Below are 23,519 nucleotides of genomic sequence, written 5' to 3'. Positions count from 1 at the left end.
CGATCTTCGGTACCGGGAGGCATTGCTTTCGGTCTTGCTGCGGACGATTGCGGTGCCGCGAAACCGCCGGTATAGTATAATGAAATCATTCATTCTCAAAGGGAGTAGTTGGGGGGATCGATTGTGACCCATATTTTGTTGGTTGATGACCACCGGACCTTCTTGGCCGGAACGGCCATCATTCTCGAAAAAAACGGCTTTCGCGTGACGACTGCGTCAAGCGGTGCATTTGCAGTGGACCTGATGGAACAATCTGTTTTTGATCTGTTCGTATTTGATCTGAAGCTGCCGGAGATGAACGGTTTCGAATTAACGGAAGCTGCTCTGCAGCGCCATCCGGAAGCGATAATCGTCATATTGACCGGCGAGGACATCTCGGAGCATTACGACCGGCTGATCGAGATTGGGGTAACCGGCATTCTGGAGAAGTCTCTTGGCGAACGGGAATTTATCGCCAGTCTTCAATTAGCTATCCAGCAATTAACGGTTCTTCCTGTCCATCTCGCCAGGCAGCTGAGAACCAAAGAAAGCCGCCTTTCCGAGCCGGGCGTGGACTCCGGGGGAGCGAGCCGGACGTTATCGGACAAGGAACTGGCCGTCTTGAAGCTGATTGCTCAGGGACACAAAAATAAAGACATTGCGGACCGGCTTTTCATGAGCCAGCGCAATGTCGAATATCTGATCTCGCATCTGTTCGGGAAACTGGGTGCGGCCTCCCGGCAGGAGGCCGTGATGAAGGGCATCAAGCTGAAATGGCTGAACATGGACTTGTAGCCTGTTTGCCGTGCTAATAACAATTCACCGCATCAGACCGGCAAAGAACAATGGACTTTGACGCCCTGACCGGGCTCAGACTGCACCGACACTTCCCCTCCTACCATGTGGATCCGCTCCGCAATGCCCCTTAATCCAAACCGGTTCATGGAAGAAAAATCGATACCGGTCTCCATGCCTTTGCCGTCATCCTCATACCGGATATACACATCGCTTTCCTCCTGCCCGATCTCCATTATGACTCTGGACGCTTCCGAATGCTTGACCGCATTGTTAATGAGTTCCTGCACGACTCTGTAGACCGCCGTGGTTTGCTCGTCGCTGAGAGAAGCGGTTAACGGCAATGCATGGAATTCCAGCTGAAAATCAACCCGCAGCCGGGTTTTCTCCACCAGCCTGGAAACCGCGTGCAGCACACCATGATCGGACAAAAACGATGGCATCAGCTCCCTGCATGTTTCCCGGATCATGAACTCGGCATTATCGAGCCCAAGTCGTATCTGCTCATTGTCCTCATGCAGCCATTGTCCGGCGGGCATTCGTTCAAAGGTCCGGCGGATATGCAGCAATTCCTGCAGCACTTCGTCATGAAGGTCGGAGGCCAGGCGCTTTCGCTCCTTCTCCGCAATTTGCATAAACAGCTTGGATAACCATGGCGACCGATCCGCTTGCCGCTGCTCCATTTCCCTTAGCCGGCTCTCAAGCAATTGAAAGTATTCATAAAAGATCGATACATATTTGGACATAAGCATTAAAGCGAACTTATCCCGTTCATCTATGAGGATCGGAACGCCATCTGACGAGCAGACGGCCAAGTAAAGCCTTATCCCGCCAGTTCCGCCCGCCGATCCCAAAACCATCGCAGGAGCGACAATCGCCTCGCCATCGGACATCCGGTTCCCTGTTGACCTCAGTATCCTGCCAATATCCCCCTCCCGGGAGGGAGGAGCAGCCTTTCCCTCGAATTGGATAAAATCTTTCGCTTCATCGTGCTTCACCAGCAGAAACGCATGCGGCTGGAAATATCGCTGCCCTTCCCGGATGACGCTTTGCTCCAAATCGGCGATCCGGTAAGTCCGAAGCAGTACGGACAACAGTTGATCCAGCCGCTGCCGGGTATCAACTTCCTGCTCCAGGGAGGTGTTTTTCGCTCGGAGCTCGTCGGCGATGGCTCTGTTATCACTTAGCGTCTGGATGAACCGGCGGAAAAACAGTATCCCAAACACGGTCAACAGCGCCAGCAGAGCCCAAGGGAATGTATCTTCCAGGCATTGCTCCCAATATACCAGGCGGTATCCGAGATTGCGCCCGGCAATATCCTCCAGCAAATCTTTTCCCGGATCAGGCAGCAGGACCAGCGCAAACAAGACGAATCCGGACGCAATTAACCTTAGCTCCGCCTGATTCGCCTTGCTTCGCAGCAGGGTCAAAAATTGCGATATGCAAATTGTCATGTTCAGGAAAACAAAACCCAGGAACAGCCGGCTGAGGACAATGATCATAGATTCGCCGACAGGCAGCAGCGAGGCTGCCGCAATGACGGCCCAAAGAAGTCCTCCCGCCCAGAGCAGCATGCGGACGACGGGTCTATTTGAGGTTCCCAGCAGATAAGAGACAAAAGCGAAGGACAAGAACGCAACTCCGCTTTTGATGGCCAGCGAGTTGTATGGAATTTCCGGGAAAGGCCCGAACAACAACACTTTATCATCCCATTCCGCAAACAGCTGAAGCGACGTCAAGAACGAGATGACCCCAAGATAAAGATAGCCGCGCTCCTGATTGAGAACGGCGAACATCGCCCAGAAGATGAACGCTACGAAAACAAACAGCATCACGAATATGGCATCGTCCAGATGGTGGCGAAACTGGTTGAACACCTTCGCCCCGCCGTCGAGCGGCTTCAACAGTGTGTAGTTGATCAGACCGTTCATCCCGAAGAGGAGGAGCGCCGCTCCTGATATCTTCGCCATCGTTTTCAACATCGTCACGTCTGTTCTCCTTATGCCGCTCCATGTTCTCTATCCGCTTGCCGCCCATAATCGTCTGCTGTGAATCCGGAGCCTGCCGGTTTGTTCCAGGATATTCCTGCATATAAAACCTTCAGACGATGGATATGGAGAAAAGTTGCGGGATATTCCAAAATGCCGGACGCAGCGGCAGCACAACGCCACTTCCTGTTGGCCCGTACAATCCCCCTGCTCTCCCCTACATGGCGTTTTTAACGATTTTCCTGTAATAACCATGCTCGTCATCTCATAACTTCCGAATGAGATCAAGATGAGGCCTTTTTAACACTATTTTAGCTCATATCCTTCATATGAAGTTGAAAAGTTTGTTTTGTCATGCCTATTTGCTTCCTGGTTTTCCCTGCCGTTCCGGATCTCAATGATGGATGCATGTTGTTATCTCAATTCATCAAATCAAAAAAGCCGCGGTATCCGCGGCTCGTTTTTGCAAACCTGTTATTGTCTACCTCATCTGCCAGGCGTCGCTGTCTTTCGTTCCATGCATCTTTTGGTTTCATGCTTGATCGATCAGTGCGAACAAGTCGTTGAAGATCTCGGCCATGCCCGGATGCGTGTAGATCCGGTCCCTCAAATACGTATAAGGTTGATTGCCGTCCATCGCCAAGGCGACCAGGTTGATCAATTCTCCCGCTTCCACACAGAACAGCGTGCATCCCAAAATTTGGCCGTTGGCCGCATTGACAACGGCTTTGACCATGCCGTCCGTGTTTTTCAATATTCTGGCCCGAGTCGATGCCCCTGCCGCAAGTTTGGCCACCTTGATCTGGTATCCTACTTTCCGCGCTTCTTCTTCCGATAATCCTACCTGCGCGAATACCGGTGTAATAAAGACGGATTGCGGGATGTTCTTGCGATCCTGCCGCGAGCGGGAACCGTCGCCGAATAATTGATTCCTGATGATGCGGTAATCATCGAGTGAAATGTAAGTGAACTGCGGTCCGCCATTGACGTCCCCAATCGCCCAAATATGAGGCACATTGGTACGAAGCGTATCGTCGACCGCGATAAACCCTTTGTCTGTAACAGCCACGCCGGCGCGATCAAGCGCAAGCGAATCCGTATTCGGTTTTCGGCCGGTTGCAATTAGCACGGCGTCGACCTCTGCCTGTTCGATCTGTCCCTCGCCGTTGATCAGCGTAATGACCGTCGCACCGTCGTTGTCCTTTATGTTCTTTACGCGGGTCGAGAGGCGGAAACGAATGCCTTTTGCTTCCAGGACATGTTTGATCTCTTCGCGAACATCCGGGTCTGCCCGCTTCAAGAACTCCGCTCCTCTCTCGAAAACCGTGACCTCGGCACCGAAATTGGCGTACATAGAGGCGAACTCCAGGCCAATATATCCACTGCCGATAATGGCCAACCGCCGGGGGAGCTTATTCAGGCCAAGCAAGGTTGTGCTGTTATAAACGCGCTTGCTGGCGTCCGCTCCTTCGATTGCCGGCATGAACGGTTGCGCGCCGGTGTTGATGAAAATATGCTTCGCCGTGATCGTGACGGGTTCCATTCCTTGGATTTCAACCAATACCTCGTGGGGCGAAAGGAATGATGCATGTCCGGTAATCAATTGGATACCAGGGTGATTCTCGATATTTTCCTGATTTTTGCTGCGCAGGAACGCGACCAGCTCTTCTTTGGTCCGCCATGCTTCCTCAAAAGCGCTCTGTTTCCCGGCGAAATCGGCGTAACCGCGAGCGGCGGCATTTTCCGCCGAATGAACCAGCGATTTGGTCGGAATACAGCCGATATTAATGCAGGTTCCCCCATACATAGCCGCGGATTGCTCGACCACCGTTACGCTCCAGCCTTGCTTTGCCAGAAAAGGCGCCAGCGTCTTGCCGCCCTTCCCAAACCCGATGATTAATGCGTCTGTTTGTCGATCTATTATAACGAACACCTCCAGATTTGCTACGTGTATACTATACAAAATAAAGTTCTAAAAAACAACTAAGTTCTTATTTGAAACTTAATCGGGCTATGTTATACTTTCTGGTATCAAGGAAGGCGGGATCAACCGGATGAAAAAAGTCTATGATTTAGAGTGCAATATCGCCGAAACGCTGAATATGATCGGCGACCGTTGGACGCTGCTGATTATCCATGAAATCATGATTGGAACGCGTACATTCAATGACATGAAGCATGCCCTTAATGGGCTTTCCACAAGTATTCTTTCGGAGCGGCTCCGCATGCTGGAAGAAGATGGACTTATTATTTCCCGCCTTTACTCTGCGCATCCCCCGCGCTACGAATATGGTTTGACACCAAGCGGACAAGCGCTGGACAACGTCATGAACGCCATCATCCTGTGGGGCAAAGATCATTTGGAAACCTGCTATAAGCGGATTATTCACCGCTCCTGCGGCGAGGAGATCAACATTTCCTATTACTGCCCGCATTGTGAACGCAATGTAACGGACATAGAAGTCACACCCGTCGAACACATGCCAGTCAGCAGCGTAAGCGACGATAATTTGCCAAGCGATCTTGGACATTAGACAAGAAGAAACAGCGGCATTAGCCCCTATTACAAACGAAAGAAATAGTTCCGGACTAAAACGAGGCGGATTCGGCGTGTTGGACATAGCCAGCCAAGGTACTTTCAACTGATAAAATTGCTGATAAGCATCGAGATTATCGTACAGACCAATTTTGGTCGCCTTCCCCGGGGCGGCCTTTTTTCATTGAAATAAATTTTAGAAAGAAGTGTAAAATTTGGCTCGCCTTTTCTGATATTTTTGAAGAAGAAACTAACTTTGCCGCCAGAGGACGGTGACAGCCGTGCCGTTCCTTCCTACGATTCGATATTCTCGCGCCTTGTGTCCGCTCGGACAACAGCTTGTGATATGCAAGCCTTGGATCCGGAAGAGGCGTTCTGTCCGTGCGCGGCTGCGGCTGCCGTCATCAATAAACGCATCATATTACCATAAAAGGTCATCCTCCTACCCTACTTTTTCCTCCTGCCAGCTTCTACAATGAGGATAGGTCCGTACATGATTCATTGAATTGAATAAGAAGTGGAGGAATGTCAGGATGGAATTGTCGTTGAGTATGTGGAGTGTCCACCGTACGGTGAGAGAACAAGGCTGGACCGTGATGGACTTCTTATCCTTCTGTTCCGTGGAAGGCATCAATCGCGTGGAGCTGTTAAATGTGTTTTGGCGGGACATAGAGCAGGAGCTCCCGCAGGTATTGGACTATATCCGGGACAATGGAATTACGGTGGTGAGCTACGCCGTAGCCAACGACTTTGTGAATGAATCACCTGTGGAACGTTCAGCCGCATTAAAACAAATAACGGAGGCTTTTCCAACGGCCCAAGCACTTGGCACCTCGATGATTCGAGTGTTCTCCGGCAATCTCAGCGGAAGCATCAATTATGAGACGGCGCTGGATTGGATTGTGGATGGGTTGTCTGAGGCCGCCCGGCAGGCAGAGCTTGCCGGAATGGTGCTTGGCCTCGAAAATCACGGCAAGCTGGCCGGCAGCGGTGAGCAGGTTCAGAAGATCATCGACCGTGTCGGTTCCCCCGCACTTCGTTCCACCTTCGATACCGGCAATTTCCTTCTGGTCGGCGAGCATCCTTCACAAGCGCTTGAAGTGCTGCTGCCTCTTATTGCCCATGTTCATGTCAAGGATTTCTACCCGGATATAAACGGGCGCTACATGTCTCTTGGCGGCCAAGCCTATGAAGGAATTGCGCTGGGTAAAGGCGAGGTTGAGGTCAAGAAAATTGTGAACCGCTTGCGCGAGCATGGGTATCAGGGGGCCTTTGTCCTTGAATATGAAGGCTTGGGCAGTGAAGTGCAAGGAATCCTCGATAGCTTCGCGTATTTCAACTCTATCAAATAATCATAAGGGAGAAATGGCAAAAATGAAACGCGAATTCCATGCCGACATCATCATTATCGGAGGGGGAACCGGAGGCACTGCGGCTGCGCTGGCTGCGGCAAAATCGGGAAAAACCGTCATCATGACGGAAGAAACCTTGTGGATCGGCGGTCAATTGACGAGTCAGGCCGTGCCTCCCGACGAGCACCGGTGGATTGAATCATTTGGCTGTACACGAAGTTATCGGCAGTTCCGTGACGGTATCCGTCAATATTACCGGCAGTTTTTTCCTCTTACTGCCGAGGCAAGAGCGCTACCTCATCTGAATCCTGGCAGCGGCATCGTCAGCCGCATTTCCCATGAACCGCGGGCGGCCGTCGCTGTCCTGCATGGCATGCTGGCCCCGTATATCCACAGCGGGCAGCTGCAGATTCTGTATCGTCATGTGCTTGTGGAAGCAGAGACAACGGGAGACCAGATCCGTTCGGTTACCGTAAAGTGCCTGGATACCGGCGATCAGCTGGTTTTGCTCGCTTCCATCTATGCGGATGCGACGGAATGCGGCGATTTGCTGCCCCTGGCCGGAATAGAGTATGTGACCGGAGCGGAATCCGTTGCCCAGACCGGTGAGCCCCATGCGGTTGAGGGCCCGCCGCAACCCATGAATATGCAGGGCTTCACCAGCTGCTTTGCCATGGATTACCGGGATGGCGAAGATTATACCATTGCCAAGCCTGAGCTTTATGAGTTTTGGCGGGATTACAAGCCCGATTTCTGGCCGGATCGGCTGCTGAGTCTGAGCGGAATAAAACCTTCCACTCTGGAGCCCATCCAATACGGGCTATTCGCGGATACCGATAAATTTCCCCTGTTTCTTTACCGTCAAATAGCGGATCAACAGCATTTTCACGCAGGAACGTATCCAGGCTCGATATCGCTGGTGAACTGGCCGCAAAACGATTATTGGTTGGGGCCGATAATTGACGTCAGCGAAGAAGAGCGGGCCCGTCATTTGCATCAAGCCAAGCAGCTCAGCCTCTCTCTGCTCTATTGGCTGCAGACGGCTGCACCGCGGCCGGACGGCAAAGCGGGATATCCCGGACTTCGGCTGCGGCCCGATGTGGTCGGTACGGCAGATGGCTTGGCGATGTATCCCTATATTCGTGAATCCCGGCGAATACAGGCTCAATTCACCGTTCTTGAGCAGCATGTGGCCGCTGCATGCCGCCCGGAAGGCCTGGCCGAAAAGTTCCATGATTCAATCGGCATCGGCAGCTACCGCATTGATCTGCATCCGAGTACAGGCGGTCAGTCCTATATTGATATATCCTCTCTCCCCTTCCAGATTCCGCTCGGCAGCCTGATACCCAAACGGGTGAGCAATGTCTTGGCGGCAGGTAAAAACATTGGCGTAACCCACATTACCAATGGCTGCTACCGGCTGCATCCGGTGGAGTGGAATATCGGGGAAGCGGCAGGATATTGCGCCAGTTACTGCCTGGATCATAATGTCAATCCAACTGACATACGCAGCAGCGGGAAAGAGCTTGCGAGCTTTCAAAACAGGCTGATTCAGGAAGGCATCGAGCTGGAATGGCCTTCCATTCACGCGGTCTGACCACTATAAGAATGAGGTGCTGACGATGAGCAATCCTATAAAAATAGGCGTGATAGGTGCCGGGACCATCTCGGAGATGCATTTGCGCTCCTATCACAATCACGCTGAAGCGACACTCCATGCCATCTGCGACCTGCAGATCGGGCGCGCACAGGCCAAAGCCGGGAAGTACAATATTCCCAACGTTTATTCCGACTATAAGGAACTGCTGGCGAATCCCGAGATTGATGCCGTCAATATCTGCACCTGGAATAACTCCCACGCGGAGATCAGCATCGCCGCCCTGCAGGCAGGCAAGCATGTATTGGTAGAGAAGCCGCTCTGCAGGAACGTGCGGGAAGCCCTTGCCGTTCAGCAGGCGGTTCAAGCTTCCGGCAAGATACTTCAGGTCGGATTCGTCCGCAGATACGCATCCAATACACGTATCGTCAAAGCCTTCATGGATGGGGGCGACATCGGACCCATCTATTATGCCAAAGCATCCTGTATCCGGAAATTGGGCAACCCCGGAGGATGGTTCTCCGACCTGGAACGTTCCGGAGGCGGTCCTTTGATCGATGTTGGCGTTCATGTGATCGATTTATGCTGGTACCTCATGGGCCGGCCCAAGGTGAGGTCAATCAGCGGCAATACGTACAAGAAGCTGGGCAACCGCTCCAATGTCCAGAATCTGAAATCTTACAAAGCCGCGGATTACGACGCGGAGCACAATTCGGTGGAGGATATGGCCAATGCGCTTATCCGCTTTGATAACGGGGCATCTCTCCTGGTTGATGTCAGCTTCACGCTTCATGCCAAGGAGGATGAGCTGACGGTCAAGCTTTACGGGGAACAGGGCGGCGTAGAGCTCGAGCCGGAGCTTGCGTTCATTACAGAGAAGCATGATACGATTTTGAACAGCACCCCTCAGATCGACAGCCTGACCTTTGACTTTGCAGCGGGCTTTCAGGATGAGATGAATTATTTCATTGAGGTCTGCCAAGGCAAAAAACCGACCTTAAGCCCCGTAGAGGACGGTGTGGAGATGATGAAGATCTTATGCGGCATTTATGAATCAAGCGAGCTGGGCCAAGAAATTTACTTCTCCTAGAACTTATGGATCGTATAAGGTCATAGAAAGAAGCATAAATAAGAAGAAGCGGCGTCCTTAAGCGGCATGGTAAGTTTCTTTCCTCAAAAATATCAGAAAAGTATCGGCCAAATTTTATACTTTCTGTTAATTAAAAAAAGATGACTTCTGATTAATTAATCAGAAGTCATCTTTTTTCTCATCTTATCGTTATCTAACGGTTGATATACCCTGCGTGCTGGAGCATTCTCATCAGTACAACAGCGGCTTCGGCCCGTGTTGCTGAACCCTTGGGCACGAAGCCCGCAGCAGAGCGTCCTTCCATGATTCCCATATCGGTAACAGCAGCAACCGCTGATTCAGACCACGCTGCGATGGCTTCTCGATCCTGGTAGCGCTGCAGGATCTCGAGCAGGTTTCCTGCCTCCTGCTCCATTCCTGTCATTTGCAAAGCACGCAGCAGCAGGACGCTTAATTGTTCGCGTGTTATCGGCTCATTGGGCCGGAACTCTTTGTCGTTGATGCCCTCTACAAGTCCCCTTGCGGCAGCGGTCCCTATTGCTCCTGCGTACCAGGCATCCCGGTTTACATCGCCGAATGTCGTTTGCTCCTCCCCATCCCTCCAGCCTAACGCACGGACCAATAGCGTGGTGAATTGGGCACGGGTGATCGGCTCATTCGGCGTAAAGTGAAGATCATCTGTTCCCTCGATGATTCGTTTGGAAGCCAGCAGACTTACCTCATTGCTTGCCCAGTGGCCGCCCATATCATCAAATGTCTTCTCTGAGCTAGCCACAGAGAACAGACCCAGCTCGGATAATATCAACCGCACATCGGAATTCCCACCCTCTGCCTGCTCGACCAAAGCAGGAATGAAGCGGCTTTTCCCTTCTGCCGGGTCATGCGATAACGCTGACGTAAGAGAAGGATCGGCTTGCGCGGATAAATGAAAGGTAAATCCGGCTTTGGCGCCATCCAGGCTGGTAACATGCTGCTCTACGCCGCCTTGCTCCCATACCAGACTGATATTAACGCTGTAGCCAAGCTTAGATGCCCCCTCCATCCTGAGCCGGCGGTTGATTTGCTCCTCCTCCTCATCGGGCAGCTTGCCGATTCTTATTTGGAGCATCTCTGCAGGTTTGGCTGCAGCAAGACCTGCCTGCAGTCCAGCCAGCGGCACTTCGAAGCGGCCCAGCGGAGAGCTGATAACCATTCTGCCTTTTGGCAGAGCCGCCAATGCTTTATCTAATCCGCTTACCGGGAGATTAATCAAGAGCACATCCTCCACCTCTTGAATGGAGTAATCCAATATCTGGTCAGAGATGTTCAACTGCTGCAGCTGTTCGATTTCCTTCAGCATAAGCTCCAGATTGACATCTGCATCTGTCAGGAATTGCCCGTTTGATGCCGCTTCATACGTTGCCGACAAGCGTTCAGCCGGGGCTGCAGCTTTATCGGGTACGACTGGCGTGTTTGGTGTAACTGGTGTATTTGGCGTTTCCGGTATCTCTGGAGTCTCCGGCGTTTCTGGAGTTTCTGGAGTTTCTGGAGTCTCCGGCGTTTCCGGTGTCTCCGGCGTTTCCGGCACTGAACCATCATCGCCCGGTGACGAGTCCGTTCGAACGATCTCCAAGGTTTTGGTATTGGTTTTCAGCTCATCCACGTAAACTTCGATCGTTATCCCGTTGATCCCTACTGACAGCGGAATAGTGGCTGTGAAGGAGCCGTTCTCCTCTACCGTTGCGGATTGCCCGTTTAGTTTAACTGACGCTACACCCGGACCCAGTACATCGACATGGCCTTCAATTTCCAATTGGCTGCTGCCGGTTTCCCGCCCTTCATCATCCTGCAATCCACTCAGAACGGCGGCCCGCACCTGATCCCCTTCATCATAGGCATTAGCCACGAGCTGCCTGTTTGTTCGAATACCTGACGGGTCGAGTGTCGTAATGACGAATCCGCCAGACGGGATCACACTATTATTCATCTCCGGAACTCCCCAGCTCCAATTGATCGCCTGGTTCCGGTTAACCACCCGGGTTACCTCCCCGGAGTCGTTAACCACGACCTCAACGCCGAATTGGTTCGTTCCCGTGGAGTATCCGAATGCTTCTGTCAGCACATTGATATTTCCTTCAATCCGGTTGACATCATAATAATTGCCTTCCAGGAACGATTCAGGGCTGTCAGGCAGACTCATCCCCAATTGATAATCCTTGACATATTCTTCATCCCTGAGCGCAGCCGAAACCATCGGCCAGTTAACCTGAGAGGCGTCGAATAGCATTAATCCATTCGTATTCTTAAGGCCCGCCTGGAATACCTCCCGCTGCATAGCCGGAATTTGCACATTAGTCAAAGCGATTCCTGCATACAGCGGAATTTCACCGTTAGTCGCTATATTGCCCAATGTAATGTATTTCTCGATTTCCTGACTTGTCGTTTGATAGGCGCCGATCATCAGGAAATCCAGGTATTCGATATAGGCCGTTTGATAATATTCCGGTGTATAAAGCGATTCATTGCCAATCCCCAGCCTGGGATCAAACCTAAAGTTGGTGCTGCCCCAGTTGACGCCGTTCAGATAATAGGTTTCGTACCAGGATCCCACATAGGAGGAGACCTGAATGGTTCTTCCTGTTGAGCTCTCATAGGATTCTGTCAGGTCCTTCACTTCCTTGAAGAAGCTCTTGATTGTGCCGGAGCGAAACTCCCACCAATCCTGAATCAACGGTCCGTCCACCCGAACGTTTCCTGCAAATCCATAGACATCTGTTGGCCAATTCGCAAGCTGTTTGCCTCTGCTCTGCAGGAAGCTCTCGAATTTCGCCCGGGTCTCTTCGCTGAAGTCAGCCCCTTCATTGTCATACCGGCTGCGGTCATGGACGACGCCGTCCACCTGATAATTTTTTATAATTTCTTCAAAGGTTTTGAGCTCGTATTCCCTTACCTCATCGTTGGCGGGATTGACAAAAGCCACTAATCCCTGCTTGGCACTCTCCCGGAGCCGCTTGATCTCTCCATTGTTCTCGGCGTAGTGAACCCGTTCCTCCCAATCCAGATGATCATCCAGGATGGCGAATTCGTTATGGGCAATAGATCCTTCGGCGAATACATTCACGGCAGCATGGATTTTTAATCCCAGCTCGTGTCCATAGGTGATGAATTCCTCCAGCAAATCCAGATCCGGATTGGAGCCGGCTTTCTCCGGAGCTGTGATTTCACTGACGTATGGGCGTCCTGTCAAGTCATTTTTCTTATATGAGGCATAACCCTCCACGCCCTTAACATCAAAGACAACGGAGGTGGTGCCATTATCCTTCGCTTTTTTCAGAAATTCATAAACCTGCTCACTGGATTGCAGCTTTCTCGCGTTCGAAGCCTGATCCACCCACAGGATAACCTCTTTCTCCGATGTGAAATCCGGTCTGCTGAAGACAACCAGGTGGCGTAAATCCTGCTCGATACCATTCTTTTCTACTTTCACATCGATATAGTTCGTGCCTGGTGTCAGAATATGAGTATATGAGAAGCTTCCGTCCATCTCGAAGGGGACTTGTGTTTCATTAACCGATAATACAGTAGCCTCTGGATCGTCGATGTTAAGTATTTCTCCCGATATTATCGTTTGATTGTCGACCACCGTATACATCGGGTTGTTAGCCAGTGACAGGCGGGCGATCAAGCCATTGCCGTTCATCACATCTCTGACAGGCACCACCTCGCCGTTCTTGCGCAGTTTGATGATATCTCCCGCCTTGAAGTTAGTGGCCAAATAACGCTTGATATCATTACTGGTATAACTGTCATCCTGCGCCATCAACACATAGCCGTCTTCCGGGATGAGCAATTCAGTCGGACCTGTCCACACAGGCGCGCCGCCGTTGACGGATGGGTTGACCACCTGCAGCACCCTGCTGCCCGCGTCCACCTGAACCGCAACATTGTATTGAGGCACAGTGATGGCTTCGCCATAATCCCGAGTGAATAATGATACGACATTGCTGATTCCTGTTACATCGGTATCGATATAATCGAGCTTCTTGCGCGGACCTTCGATGGAGATGCTAATATCGGCCGGAGCTGCCTCCACCTCGATATAATCGCCGCTCTGCTGCGAATTATCGTACGTAACAGCCAGAGAGATCAGGGCAAGCTCCGCTTCTGCTACCATTAGCTTGACTGCCAATGTGTTGGCACCTGGGGCAAGGAACACGTTTAAACGAAAGCTGCCGCCTGCTGTAACCACCGTTTCCCTATCATTAATGGTCAGCTTCATATCCAGCTCCTCCGTATAGTTGTACACATATCCGCTCACCTCGAAAACGGGTGCCGTCACAGTCGTACCTGATGGCGTCGTTAGATGCAGCTCAGGTTCCAATCCCGGATCCGTGCCCGGATCGGGCTCTTGCCCGGGATCCGCGTCCGGATCAGGTCCTTGCCCGGGATCCGTGCCCGGATCGGGCTCTTGCCCGGGATCCGCGTCCGGATCAGGTTCTTGCCCGGGATTCGCGTCCGGATCAGGCTCTTGCCCGGGATCCGCGTCCGGATCAGGTTCTTGCCCGGGATTCGCGTCCGGATCAGGCTCTTGCCCGGGATCCGTGCCCGGATCAGGCTCCTGCCCGGGGTCCGTGCCTGGATCAGGCTCTTGCCCGGGGTCCGCATCCGGATCAGGCTCCTGCCCGGGGTCCGTGCCCGGATCAGGCTCCTGCCCGGGATCCCCATCCGGATCAGGCTCTTGCCCCGGATCCGTGCCCGGATCAGGCTCCTGCCCGGGGGCCGCATCTGGATCAGGCTCTTGCCCCGGATCCGTGCCCGGATCAGGCTCCTGCCCGGGGTCCGTGCCCGGATCAGGCACTTGCCCGGGATCCGCATCCTGCACTGGAACTTCCGCGGCTTCCGAGTCCTGCACAGGCCCTTGCCCGTGGTCCGGCTCCAGGCCGGGCTCTTGCTCCTGGTCTGTCATAACCGACTCAAGAGTTGGTTCTTCCGCTGCTGATGCAGGGACAACAACAGGTGCCAAGAAGGTCGCAAATATAGAGAGAATAAGGACAATCGGCAATCTTCTCAAGATCCTCATGTTCAAATGGTTTTCCACCCTTCTCATCAATCTTGCCTGGCGATCCTTTCAGAAAAAAGCAGCTGCGCTTTTTGCAACTGCTTGCTTCCAAAATCGTATTATTTCGTCGATTGGTACCATTCATTGGCGCTACTAACCATATCAGCGCCTCCCTCAGCGCGCCACTGAGCCAGGAATTGATCATAGCTGTCCAGAGGCTCGGAGCCGGCAATAAATTTCAATACATTGTCATCCAGCAGCTTGTTCAGCTTCAGTGTGTTTTTGGATATCGCTTCGATAGGCGGAGCCAGGGACATAGGATCGACAACGACTATTCCTTCCGAGTTCTTCTGAAAATCTTCATAGTAGGCCTGGAGCACAGGGTCTTTGCGTACGCGCGCCTGCCAATAAACAGGATAATTCTCTTCATCCACCCCGGTCATGAATGCGCTGGCATTGTTCAGATCATCGTTGAATTTAGGCAATATCGGATAATATTTTCCATCCTTGACCTCATGATGGACACCTTCGATACCGATCGCCATTCCCTTGAAGGTCTCCGGCTCAAGCTTGGCGTTCAACAGCTCCATAGCATCCCCTTTATGCTTGGAGGCTTTGGGAATGGCAATGAACCAGGTGGTATTGGCGACTGCTCCAATAGACGCTTTTCCCTCCTTGTTCTTCAAGTACGGGATGACGGATACAGTCGCTTCAGGGAAATTCTTGCTGAGCGCATTAATCGTATTGCCTGCATTCCACCAGGCCAGTTTGTAGACGGCGGCCTGCCCGCCGGAAAATTTCTCAATGGCTTTGGCGGCTGTATTAAGAGGCATTTCCGTATCCACTAAACCCTCACTGTACAATTTGTTCATATAAGCGAGAAATTCCTTCATCTCCGGCTGCTCGGCTTTATGGACAATTTTGCCGTCCACTACCTTCCAGTCCGTGAGCACGCCGAAGGCTGCGGCGATATCCCCATAGATCGAATCTTTGCTGCCTGTAAGCGGAATAATCTTTTTCTTCTCCTTGATCGTCTTGAGCACCGTGTACAGTTCATCCGTATTGGAAGGGATTTCGAGGCCAAGCTCATCGAGCCAATCCTGCCTGATAACCAGCTCCTCCCCAATACTGACGCCTGCTCCCGCCTCCGGCAGCGCATAGATCTTGCCGTCAATCGTTGCGCTCCCCCATGATTCGGGCTTGATGGCCTGATTAATATAATTCCCATGTTCTTTAAGCAGCTCGTCAATCGGCTCAAGAGCTCCGGCTGTAGCCAGATTATAGAACTGGGCAGCGTTCAGCTTCATGAGGTCGAAGCTTTCATTGCCGGCCACTAGCAGATTCAGTTTTTCATCCGCATTCTCAGCAGGCAGCATTTCATATTCAATGTCATATCCCGTTTTTTCCTTGATGTATTGGCCGGTGTACTCTTTGTTTGGATCGAATAAGCTGTACTGCATAATCATGCGGAGACCTGGTTTCGTTCCTTCCTGCTGACTATTAGTGTCCCCTTCGTTATTCCCTGCGGCGGGAGTGGCAGCGGGGTCTGGATTCGGAGAACCGCTGCAGCCGGCGACAGCCAGACTTAATCCGAGAATAAGGGCAAGGCGTGCTGATTTCTTCATCATGCTTGAACCTCCTTGAATGATAGACTCTTAAGTAATTAAAGAATAACTTCTTCAATATCGTCTTACCTGACTCAACAGGCCAGCCAAGCTGCTATAAGAGCGGCATCACCATCCTTAAGCTAATCAGAATCAACCCTTGACCGAGCCTACCAGAACGCCTTTTACAAAATATTTTTGCAGGAAGGGGTAGACGAGCAGGATCGGAATCGTGGCCAACAGGATCGAAGACGCCTGGATGGATTGGGGAGTGGTATTCAATGCCGCATCCACATTATCCTTAAGAAACTCTCCTCCCGAGGACACGAACAGCTCCTTCAAATACAGCTGCAGCGGCTTCAACGCCGGATTTGAGATGTAGATCATAGAGGTGAAATAATCGTTCCAGAAGGCGACGGCAAAGAACAAGGCAATCGTGGCAAGCACCGGCATCGACAGGGGAAGGATAATGGATGTTAATATCCGGATGTTTCCCGCTCCGTCCAGCTTGGCTGATTCCTCCAGCGATTCGGGCAGTCCTTCGAAATAGTTTTTGATGATCAGCATATTGAAGACGTTCACCATTGCGGGCAGGAACAACACCGGGAACGTATTGACCAGATTCAGATTATTCATGAGCAGATAAGTGGGAATCAGCCCGCCGCTGAAGAGCATCGTGAAAATAAACATCAGCAGCAGCCATTTTCTGCCCCTCAGCCTGAGCTTGGATAACGGATACGCTGTGATTGTCGTCAGAAGTAAGCTGAGAATCGTACCCGTTACCGTCAAGAGAACCGATATTTTCAAGGAATTAAGAAACATCTCATCCTGCAGGACATAGCCGTATGTGCCATACTGAAAGCCTACCGGCAGCAAGCCTACCCTCCCCGAAATCACAGCCTCTTCGCTGCTGAAGGATTTGGCGATCAGATTGACGAAGGGAAGCAGCGTCGTGATTCCCATCAGGACAAAAAAGATATAATTAAAGATGGCAAAAGCCTTTTCCGCTAATGAGCTTTTAATCTCCCCGTTTTGGGCCGCTGCTCTTCCTTGTTTGACTGCCGAACGGCTGTTCATGCGTTTTCCTCCTCCTGTTTACCAGATTCCACGCTGCAGATATTTTCTGCTTAAGGCATTGCCGGTGATGACGAGCGTAAATGAAATCACAGCTTCGAACATGCCGACCGCCGTTGTGAAGCTGTAATCCTGATTGCCCAGACCCATCCGGTACACATAAGAGCCGATAACATCCGATACCTTGTATACGACTGGATTGTACATAACCAGAATCTGCTCGGTGCCTGCCTCCAGAATGTTGCCAAGGCGTAAAATAAACATCAGGATGATAATGGGCGCGATCCCCGGCAGGGTGATATGCCACAGCTGCTTCAGCCGCCCTGCTCCATCGATTTTGGAAGCCTCGTAGAGCATGGGATCAATGTTGGAAAAAGCCGCCAGGTAGACAATGGTGCTCCATCCCGTCTCCTTCCAACCCGCTGAAGCGACCAGTACGCTGCGGAAATAGCTGTTGTCGAGAAAGAAAGAGATGGGCTCCAGGTTCATGGCGGCCAGAAGCTTGTTTACAATTCCTCCGTTCGTCGACAAGAGGTCGATGAACAGTCCGCCGACAATAACCCATGACAAGAAGTGAGGCAGATAGATGACGGTCTGTACCGTTCGTTTGAAGAGGACATGACGCATCTCATTGAGCATCAGTGCGACAATGATGGGCAGAGGAAACAAAATGCCGATTTTCAGCAGGCTGATGATCACCGTATTTTTGAATACAAGGGCAAAATCAGGCGAAGTAAACAATTTCTCAAAATGCTTGCCTCCTACCCAGGGACTGTCAGCAAAACCGGTGAAAATATTGAAATCCTTGAAGGCAATAATAATCCCGTACATTGGCGTATACTTGAACAGCAGAATAAACAAAATGCCAGGGACCAGCAATAAGTACAGATCCCATTCCCGCCATATATCCGACCACAGCCGCATCCAATAACTCCGGCGGGGACGGGTTGGCGTCAGCTTATCTGTCGCAGGCTTCATATTAATCCCCCTTTTTTAGTGGTGTTGTACTTCAAATTGTAGACTCCGATCACAACAATGAGTAGGCGAGTGTCATTACTATTTCTGGTAATCTGATGTTTAGTTTCTCGGATTTCCGGACTGGCGCCGGCATCGAAAAAAAAACTGAACCCCTCTGTCGAAGCGGGATTCAGGTTTATATCCGGCGATTAAGGTTTACATTCGCCGGGGTTTACGCCCCAGTATTTCCGGAACACTTTGGTAAAATAACTGACGTCGCGGTAGCCAACCAGGCGGGCCGCGTCATATACCTTTAGTCCTTCCAGCAAAATGGCCTTGGCCCGCTCCATCTTGCGCTCCAGCACATAAGCGGAGAAGGCAACCCCCATCTCCTGCTTGAACAGCCGGCTTAGATAAGATGAATTGACATACAGCCGATCTGCAACGGTATGCAGCGTTATTTCCTGGTCGATTTCCTGGTCCAGTATCGTCAGAATCTCTCTTACCATTTGATTGCTGGTCGTCCTCCGTTGATTATGCCTGAATGTGGTGATATGCCTTACAATGCGCGCTAACCATGACCAGGTCTGCACTTGTGTTTGAAGCAGCTTCAGATTTTGAAAATAGATGAAGTCATCCCCGACCACATCTCTCACCATCCAGCCTTGCTTCTGAATGATCCGCACAAACAAGCTGCTCAGGTACAGCACCGCTTCATGCACTTCATCTGCCGATTCGAATTGTTTAGCCCCTACCTCCCACAAACCGGCCAATGCTTCCATCGCTTTATGCTCATCAGCGGTTTCCAGGGCGATTTCCAATGTCTTCTCCAGGCTTTGATGAGCCAACTGAGTATGCGGGCTGCGCTCAGGCACCTCCCGATACGGGATCGCAATATCAGGTCCGTACACCATCCGCTCCTGGAGTGCCCTGCATGCTTGCGCATAGAGCAGCTCCATCTCCTCCAGGCTTCCTGCGGAGGAGCAGATGCCGGCGCTTGCTGTAAGCTTGAGCACAGCCTTCGTCTGGGATAACAGCTTGACGACCGCCGAATTAAAGAAAAGCATCGCTTCATTGGGAGACTGAACGGCTTCCGCGATGAACACGAGCAGCAGATGATGGTCGGCGTCCGTACTGACCCAGCAGGATGGATGGGATAATAACTCGTTTGCCATGCATTGCATCGTAAATTGCAGCAGCGGCCTGTCTTGAGGAGTGAACCGCAGGTTGCCATCGTCGGGGATCGGATCGAGATCGACAACGGCTACGGCGATCCGGTCGTCTTCCTTCAATTCAATGTAGAAATCCTTGCTTTGCTTTAATGCCTCCAGGGACGTAAGCTTTCCATTGACCCAATTTTGAAAAAAGTTATTTTGCAGGATAGGCAGATGATCCTTCCACTTCTGCTCCAGCGCCGCCTTGCTCTGCCACTGCTCCCACTCTTCCTGGAGCTGCTTCCTGGCTTCGAGAACCGCCTCCAATATCTCGTCTTCGCCTGCCGGCTTCAGCAAATACCGGGAAACCCCATGCTCCATCGCATCCTGTGCGAAGGCGAAATTATCATGTCCGCTCAATATAATCATCTTCATAAAGGACTTCGTTTCCTGCTGCTCCTGCAGCCTGCGGACCAAGGTCAATCCATCCATCTCGGGCATCTGCACATCGATAATCATGATATCCGGTTTATTGCGCTTCACCAGCTGCAGCGCCTCCAGCCCGTTCGATGCCAGTCCTGTCAGGTCAATCCCATGTTCCTCCCATCGTATGTTATGGGCCAGCGCATTGCGCAAGCGCGGTTCATCCTCCACAATCATCAAATTCATCTGGATTCTTCCCCTTCCGTTTGTTTGTGGCAGCAGGGCTTAAGCCGGAAGATCTACCTGCAGCGGTCCAGGGGGATCGAGAGGGTGACAGTTGTCCCTTCTCCCTGAATACTGCGGATCGTCATTGCCGACTGCTTGCCATAATAGAGCTGCATTCTGGTATACACATTACGCAGGCCGAACAGATCCTTCACGTTTCCCTCATCCTGAGACAGGGAGGGAAAGCTGCGCAGCCCCATCTGCTTCAATTCGTTCTGAATGTAGTGAAGCCGCTTGCCCTCTATGCCGGAGCCATTATCTTGGATGCTGATGTTTAAGAACGGCTTGTCATCCACCCAGCTGCTGATGCTGAGCAGCCCTCCGCCGGATCTGCCCTCCATGCCGTGCAGTATGGCGTTCTCCACCAGCGGCTGAAGCATCAGCTTCAGAATCAGTGCGGCTTTGCACTCTTCCGCAATATGGTATTCCACCGTGAAATTGTCCAGAAAACGCAGCTGCTGGATCCGGATGTAATAATGGAGATGGACCAGGCTTTCCTCGATAGTGAACACTTCTTTGCCCTTATTCAAGCTCAGGCGGAAGAACCTGGACAGGTTCATGACCATCTCGCTTATTTCCTCCGCATCGTAGTTTTTGGCCATCCAATAGATGGAATCCAGCGTATTATATAAAAAATGCGGGTTGATCTGAGATTGCAGAAATTTGAGCTCTGTAGTGGTTAACCGCAGCTGCTGCTCGTAATGATCTTCGATGAGATGCTTCTGGTAAATCGTCATCTGATTAAACGAATCGATCAGAAATCCGAATTCATCCTTCCGTTTGTTCTCCAGCCTGATATCCAGCTTGCCGTTGCCGAGCTGCTTCATTCCGCGGGCCAGCCTGTGTACGGGGGAGGCGATGCCGCTGTACACCACCCACGATATGCCAACAGCCAGAAGGATACTGATTACAATAATCGTATAGGTAAACATACGCAGCTGGTCGGTCTCCTCATACAATTCTTTCTTGGGCTGAACCAGGGTAAGCTGCCAGAGTGAATACTCAGAATCAATCGTAACGGCCATTTCGTTGTCCAAAATATGCTGTTCCTTCATGTTCTCTGAACTGCTGGTGCCCGCTACCACCTCGCCCCTCTCATTCTGCAAATCAATCCGGGTGCTTGCCGTCGGAAGCAGCGTCTTGATGGCGCTCAGCAGCTTGTTCTTGTTAAAGGTCACAATCAAGAGATTGGATTTGCGGTCCGAATTGTACAAGTCCATGGAACGGACAAGAAATAGACTATCGGCATTCAACAAGCTGCCAAGCGTCATCCCCTCCGCAACATGCGCATCTGCCAGCATATAGCGAAGTCCCGTCCCGTTGCTACGGGAAGCCTCGACCAGCCATTCCTGCTGAGGCTCCGACAATATCCGGCGGCCTCCGAAATTAGTAGAGATGAGCATATGGGAAGCCTGGTGATAGATCGAAATTTCCGAGACAAATCGATTGACGGAAATCAAATTGGATAGCTGCTTGAGAATAAGCGAGAAGTCGAGGATCGATTCCGGCGACAGATTGGAGTCATTCTTGTTCAACAGTTCGATAATGCTGGGATCGGCAGCAATAACGCTGGATATCTCCTCTACATTTTGCAAGGCGAGATCAATATAATCCATCGTGGAGGACAATGCGACCTGCGTTCGCTCAACAGCTTGCTCGTAGAGAATGTCCCGGGACTTCTCGATGGCAAACAAACTGACAACAACCAACGGAAGCAGGATAAGAAGAAAATAGCCGGTAAGACGAGTCTGTATATTTCTGGAATAACGTTCTGCGATCCAGCGCAGCATTTTATTCATCCCATTCCCTGCCCCTTTCGCCATCCCTTTGTTTCCTGTACCATTCATTCACCTCTTTGGTTATCTCGTCCCCTCCCTGCTGCTTCCACTGCTCCACAAATGAGTCAAACGCTTCCAGGGGCTGAATCCCCATAATGATTTTGATTAATCCCTCCTGCAGATCGCCCAGCTGTTTGTCGTATTGGCTCATGGCCGGTGTGGGGATGCCGTAAAATTCATTTACGATGAGATTCTGTTCAATCGTCTGCAGATTGTCATACAGATAAAAATCGCCAAGCGAGTCGAGCCTTTCCTTGAATAATTCAGGATCCGGCACGTCCACTAATGATTGATAGATGCCTCTGTACAGATGCTTGTCATGCATGGCAAAATCCGTTACCATCCGCCCGTTCTCCATCGTCCAGATCTGATTCTCAAATCCCAGCTTCAGGTTCTTGTAGTCGCCTGCGATAAAGTCAAGCATCCTGATGACCAGCTCCGGATGTTTCGTCCCCACAGGGATGACGTTGTATCCGCGTATATTATCCTGATTTTTTATTCCCTTCTCTCCATGGACACCTGTAGGATAATCCAGGGCAATCCACTCCGCATCCGGATCTTTTTTCATATTGGCTGCAATCGGACCGCGGGTGTCGTACCAGGTCGCCGAGAACAGCCCAACCTTGCCGCTTTCTACCTTCTCATACAAGTTGTTATGCAAATTTAAGGGAAATTCGCGATCGAGCAGCCCCTCCTGGTACAAACGGGCGAGAAAGGCAAGCGCTTTCCGGGTTTCCGGCATAATGCTGCCATTCACGAGCTGGCCATCCCTCTCGAACCAGGAGTCCAGCTGCGTGCCGAATGCCCCGAAGAAAGGGGCAGACCGGCTCATGTCGGTCATCAGGGTCAGTCCCACTGTATCTGCTTTGCCGTTTCCATCGGGATCATCCCTGGTGAATGCTCTAATAACGTTGTAATATTCCTCCAGTGTGACAGGCGGCTTCATCCCCACCCGATCGAGCCAATCCTTGCGGGCGTACATAATCTCATTGCCAATGACCTCGTTCAAGCTGGGGATGGCATAGATTTTACCGTTGTATCGCACTCTGTCCCATACCTCATCCTTAATTTTCTTCTTGAGATTGGGCCCGTATTGATCAATCAGCCCGTCGAGGGGGATAAAGCTTCCCTGCTTGGCATAATGATTAAACCAGACAGGATCGTAGGTATGGAGCAAATCCGGCAAATTGCCTGACGACATAATGACATCCAGCTTCTCCTCATAGACTTCCGGAGGAGGTGTGGTTACCTTGATATCCAAATCATTCTTGGTCTCGATATAGCTCAAATATGGATTGTCGTTCTCATCCATTCCATCGGGAAAGGTCATGCCGAGGCTGCTGATGACAATGGATATAGCAGATTCGTCTTGAGCAGCAGGCTTATTCATTCCGGTCTGGCCAGATAATTCACAGCCGGTGCACATATAACACACAGCGGCTGCGAGCATTGAAGACAATAAGATTTTCCGCTGGACGGTCCTGATCACCCATCTCCTTAACTTTGTCGCAGAGGCGCTTGCTCGAGTCTTATCTTCCATCATGGTTCTTCACTCCTTCCAATTAATAGGATACAGACAGCGGTTCTGAACAAGGGTCAACGGCAGCATCTTTCCCAACGATAATTCGACAAAAGGAAAATATCCCCTTCTTTCGTTCATAAATGCCTGTCCTTCCCGGCTTTCCATGGCAGATATCCTGACGTCGAAAGCGGCGGATGTTACTGCTTTGAAGCAGCCGTTATCCAGCATGTTTTTGTTAACCAAAACAAAAAAACTCAAGCGGTATTCCGCTTGAGTACACATTCATT

At 51.3% G+C, this 23,519-nt stretch carries 14 protein-coding genes; 5 read left to right on the top strand and 9 right to left on the bottom strand.

Annotation, left to right across the window (positions count from 1 at the left end; genetic code table 11):
* Positions 1-123 precede the first annotated feature (123 nt).
* Entirely contained in the window at positions 124-774 is a 651-nt protein-coding gene (locus tag AC0YOB_RS06055) for a response regulator transcription factor (RefSeq protein WP_475791993.1), read from the top strand.
* A gap of 32 nt (positions 775-806) precedes the next feature.
* Here AC0YOB_RS06055 and AC0YOB_RS06050 read toward each other — a convergent pair whose 3' ends face one another.
* Both AC0YOB_RS06050 and AC0YOB_RS06045 read right to left on the bottom strand, forming a co-directional pair.
* Positions 807-2,756, bottom strand: a complete 1,950-nt coding sequence (locus AC0YOB_RS06050; protein WP_475792321.1) for a sensor histidine kinase — start codon at positions 2,754-2,756, stop codon at positions 807-809.
* Positions 2,757-3,294: 538 nt separating this feature from the next.
* Positions 3,295-4,695, bottom strand: a complete 1,401-nt coding sequence (locus AC0YOB_RS06045; RefSeq protein WP_475791992.1) for an FAD-dependent oxidoreductase — start codon at positions 4,693-4,695, stop codon at positions 3,295-3,297.
* Positions 4,696-4,816: 121 nt separating this feature from the next.
* Between AC0YOB_RS06045 and AC0YOB_RS06040 the strand changes: the two genes are divergently transcribed.
* The 4 genes from AC0YOB_RS06040 (at position 4,817) to AC0YOB_RS06025 (ending at position 9,337) form a co-directional block, all read left to right on the top strand.
* Entirely contained in the window at positions 4,817-5,296 is a 480-nt protein-coding gene (locus tag AC0YOB_RS06040) for a winged helix-turn-helix transcriptional regulator (RefSeq protein WP_475767184.1), read from the top strand.
* 535 nt (positions 5,297-5,831) lie between these two features.
* Positions 5,832-6,650, top strand: coding sequence for a sugar phosphate isomerase/epimerase family protein (locus tag AC0YOB_RS06035; RefSeq protein ID WP_475791991.1), 819 nt, complete (start codon positions 5,832-5,834; stop codon positions 6,648-6,650).
* Positions 6,651-6,672: 22 nt separating this feature from the next.
* A complete protein-coding gene (locus AC0YOB_RS06030; protein WP_475791990.1) occupies positions 6,673-8,247 on the top strand; it encodes an FAD-dependent oxidoreductase in 1,575 nt (524 codons plus the stop codon).
* 25 nt (positions 8,248-8,272) lie between these two features.
* Entirely contained in the window at positions 8,273-9,337 is a 1,065-nt protein-coding gene (locus tag AC0YOB_RS06025; RefSeq protein WP_475788442.1) for a Gfo/Idh/MocA family protein, read from the top strand.
* A 193-nt stretch (positions 9,338-9,530) separates the two neighbouring features.
* Here AC0YOB_RS06025 and AC0YOB_RS06020 read toward each other — a convergent pair whose 3' ends face one another.
* From AC0YOB_RS06020 to AC0YOB_RS05990, 7 genes are all read right to left on the bottom strand, one after another.
* A complete protein-coding gene (locus AC0YOB_RS06020) occupies positions 9,531-14,396 on the bottom strand; it encodes an S-layer homology domain-containing protein (protein WP_475792320.1) in 4,866 nt (1,621 codons plus the stop codon).
* A gap of 98 nt (positions 14,397-14,494) precedes the next feature.
* A complete protein-coding gene (locus AC0YOB_RS06015) occupies positions 14,495-16,003 on the bottom strand; it encodes an extracellular solute-binding protein (RefSeq protein ID WP_475791989.1) in 1,509 nt (502 codons plus the stop codon).
* Between the two features lie 129 nt (positions 16,004-16,132).
* Entirely contained in the window at positions 16,133-17,056 is a 924-nt protein-coding gene (locus AC0YOB_RS06010) for a carbohydrate ABC transporter permease (protein ID WP_475788440.1), read from the bottom strand.
* Positions 17,057-17,074: 18 nt separating this feature from the next.
* Entirely contained in the window at positions 17,075-18,031 is a 957-nt protein-coding gene (locus AC0YOB_RS06005) for an ABC transporter permease (protein ID WP_475788439.1), read from the bottom strand.
* A 188-nt stretch (positions 18,032-18,219) separates the two neighbouring features.
* Positions 18,220-19,833 carry a response regulator gene (locus AC0YOB_RS06000; protein WP_475791988.1) on the bottom strand — a complete coding sequence of 538 codons (1,614 nt, stop codon included), beginning with the start codon at positions 19,831-19,833 and terminating at the stop codon, positions 18,220-18,222.
* 53 nt (positions 19,834-19,886) lie between these two features.
* Positions 19,887-21,671: a cache domain-containing sensor histidine kinase gene (locus tag AC0YOB_RS05995; protein WP_475788437.1), complete on the bottom strand. Its 1,785-nt coding sequence runs from the start codon at positions 21,669-21,671 to the stop codon at positions 19,887-19,889.
* Positions 21,664-23,253 carry an extracellular solute-binding protein gene (locus AC0YOB_RS05990; protein WP_475791987.1) on the bottom strand — a complete coding sequence of 530 codons (1,590 nt, stop codon included), beginning with the start codon at positions 23,251-23,253 and terminating at the stop codon, positions 21,664-21,666. The genes AC0YOB_RS05995 and AC0YOB_RS05990 overlap by 8 nt, the downstream gene beginning before the upstream one ends.
* Between the last annotated feature and the right edge of the window lie 266 nt (positions 23,254-23,519).

The sequence above is a fragment of the Paenibacillus sp. JT31N17 genome, assembly GCF_056269255.1.
The sequence above is the reverse complement of the archived record's forward strand: the minus strand, read 5'-3'. Positions and strand labels throughout refer to the sequence as shown.

Bases quoted from the DNA above. Each gene is read 5' to 3' on its own strand.
- AC0YOB_RS05995 (WP_475788437.1), bottom strand. From the start codon at position 21,671: ATGAATAAAATGCTGCGCTGGATCGCAGAACGTTATTCCAGAAATATA.
- AC0YOB_RS05990 (WP_475791987.1), bottom strand. From the start codon at position 23,253: ATGATGGAAGATAAGACTCGAGCAAGCGCCTCTGCGACAAAGTTAAGG.
- AC0YOB_RS06040 (WP_475767184.1), top strand. From the start codon at position 4,817: ATGAAAAAAGTCTATGATTTAGAGTGCAATATCGCCGAAACGCTGAAT.
- AC0YOB_RS06025 (WP_475788442.1), top strand. From the start codon at position 8,273: ATGAGCAATCCTATAAAAATAGGCGTGATAGGTGCCGGGACCATCTCG.
- AC0YOB_RS06035 (WP_475791991.1), top strand. From the start codon at position 5,832: ATGGAATTGTCGTTGAGTATGTGGAGTGTCCACCGTACGGTGAGAGAA.
- AC0YOB_RS06010 (WP_475788440.1), bottom strand. From the start codon at position 17,056: ATGAACAGCCGTTCGGCAGTCAAACAAGGAAGAGCAGCGGCCCAAAAC.
- AC0YOB_RS06030 (WP_475791990.1), top strand. From the start codon at position 6,673: ATGAAACGCGAATTCCATGCCGACATCATCATTATCGGAGGGGGAACC.
- AC0YOB_RS06015 (WP_475791989.1), bottom strand. From the start codon at position 16,003: ATGATGAAGAAATCAGCACGCCTTGCCCTTATTCTCGGATTAAGTCTG.
- AC0YOB_RS06020 (WP_475792320.1), bottom strand. From the start codon at position 14,396: ATGAGGATCTTGAGAAGATTGCCGATTGTCCTTATTCTCTCTATATTT.
- AC0YOB_RS06005 (WP_475788439.1), bottom strand. From the start codon at position 18,031: ATGAAGCCTGCGACAGATAAGCTGACGCCAACCCGTCCCCGCCGGAGT.
- AC0YOB_RS06050 (WP_475792321.1), bottom strand. From the start codon at position 2,756: ATGTTGAAAACGATGGCGAAGATATCAGGAGCGGCGCTCCTCCTCTTC.
- AC0YOB_RS06000 (WP_475791988.1), bottom strand. From the start codon at position 19,833: ATGAATTTGATGATTGTGGAGGATGAACCGCGCTTGCGCAATGCGCTG.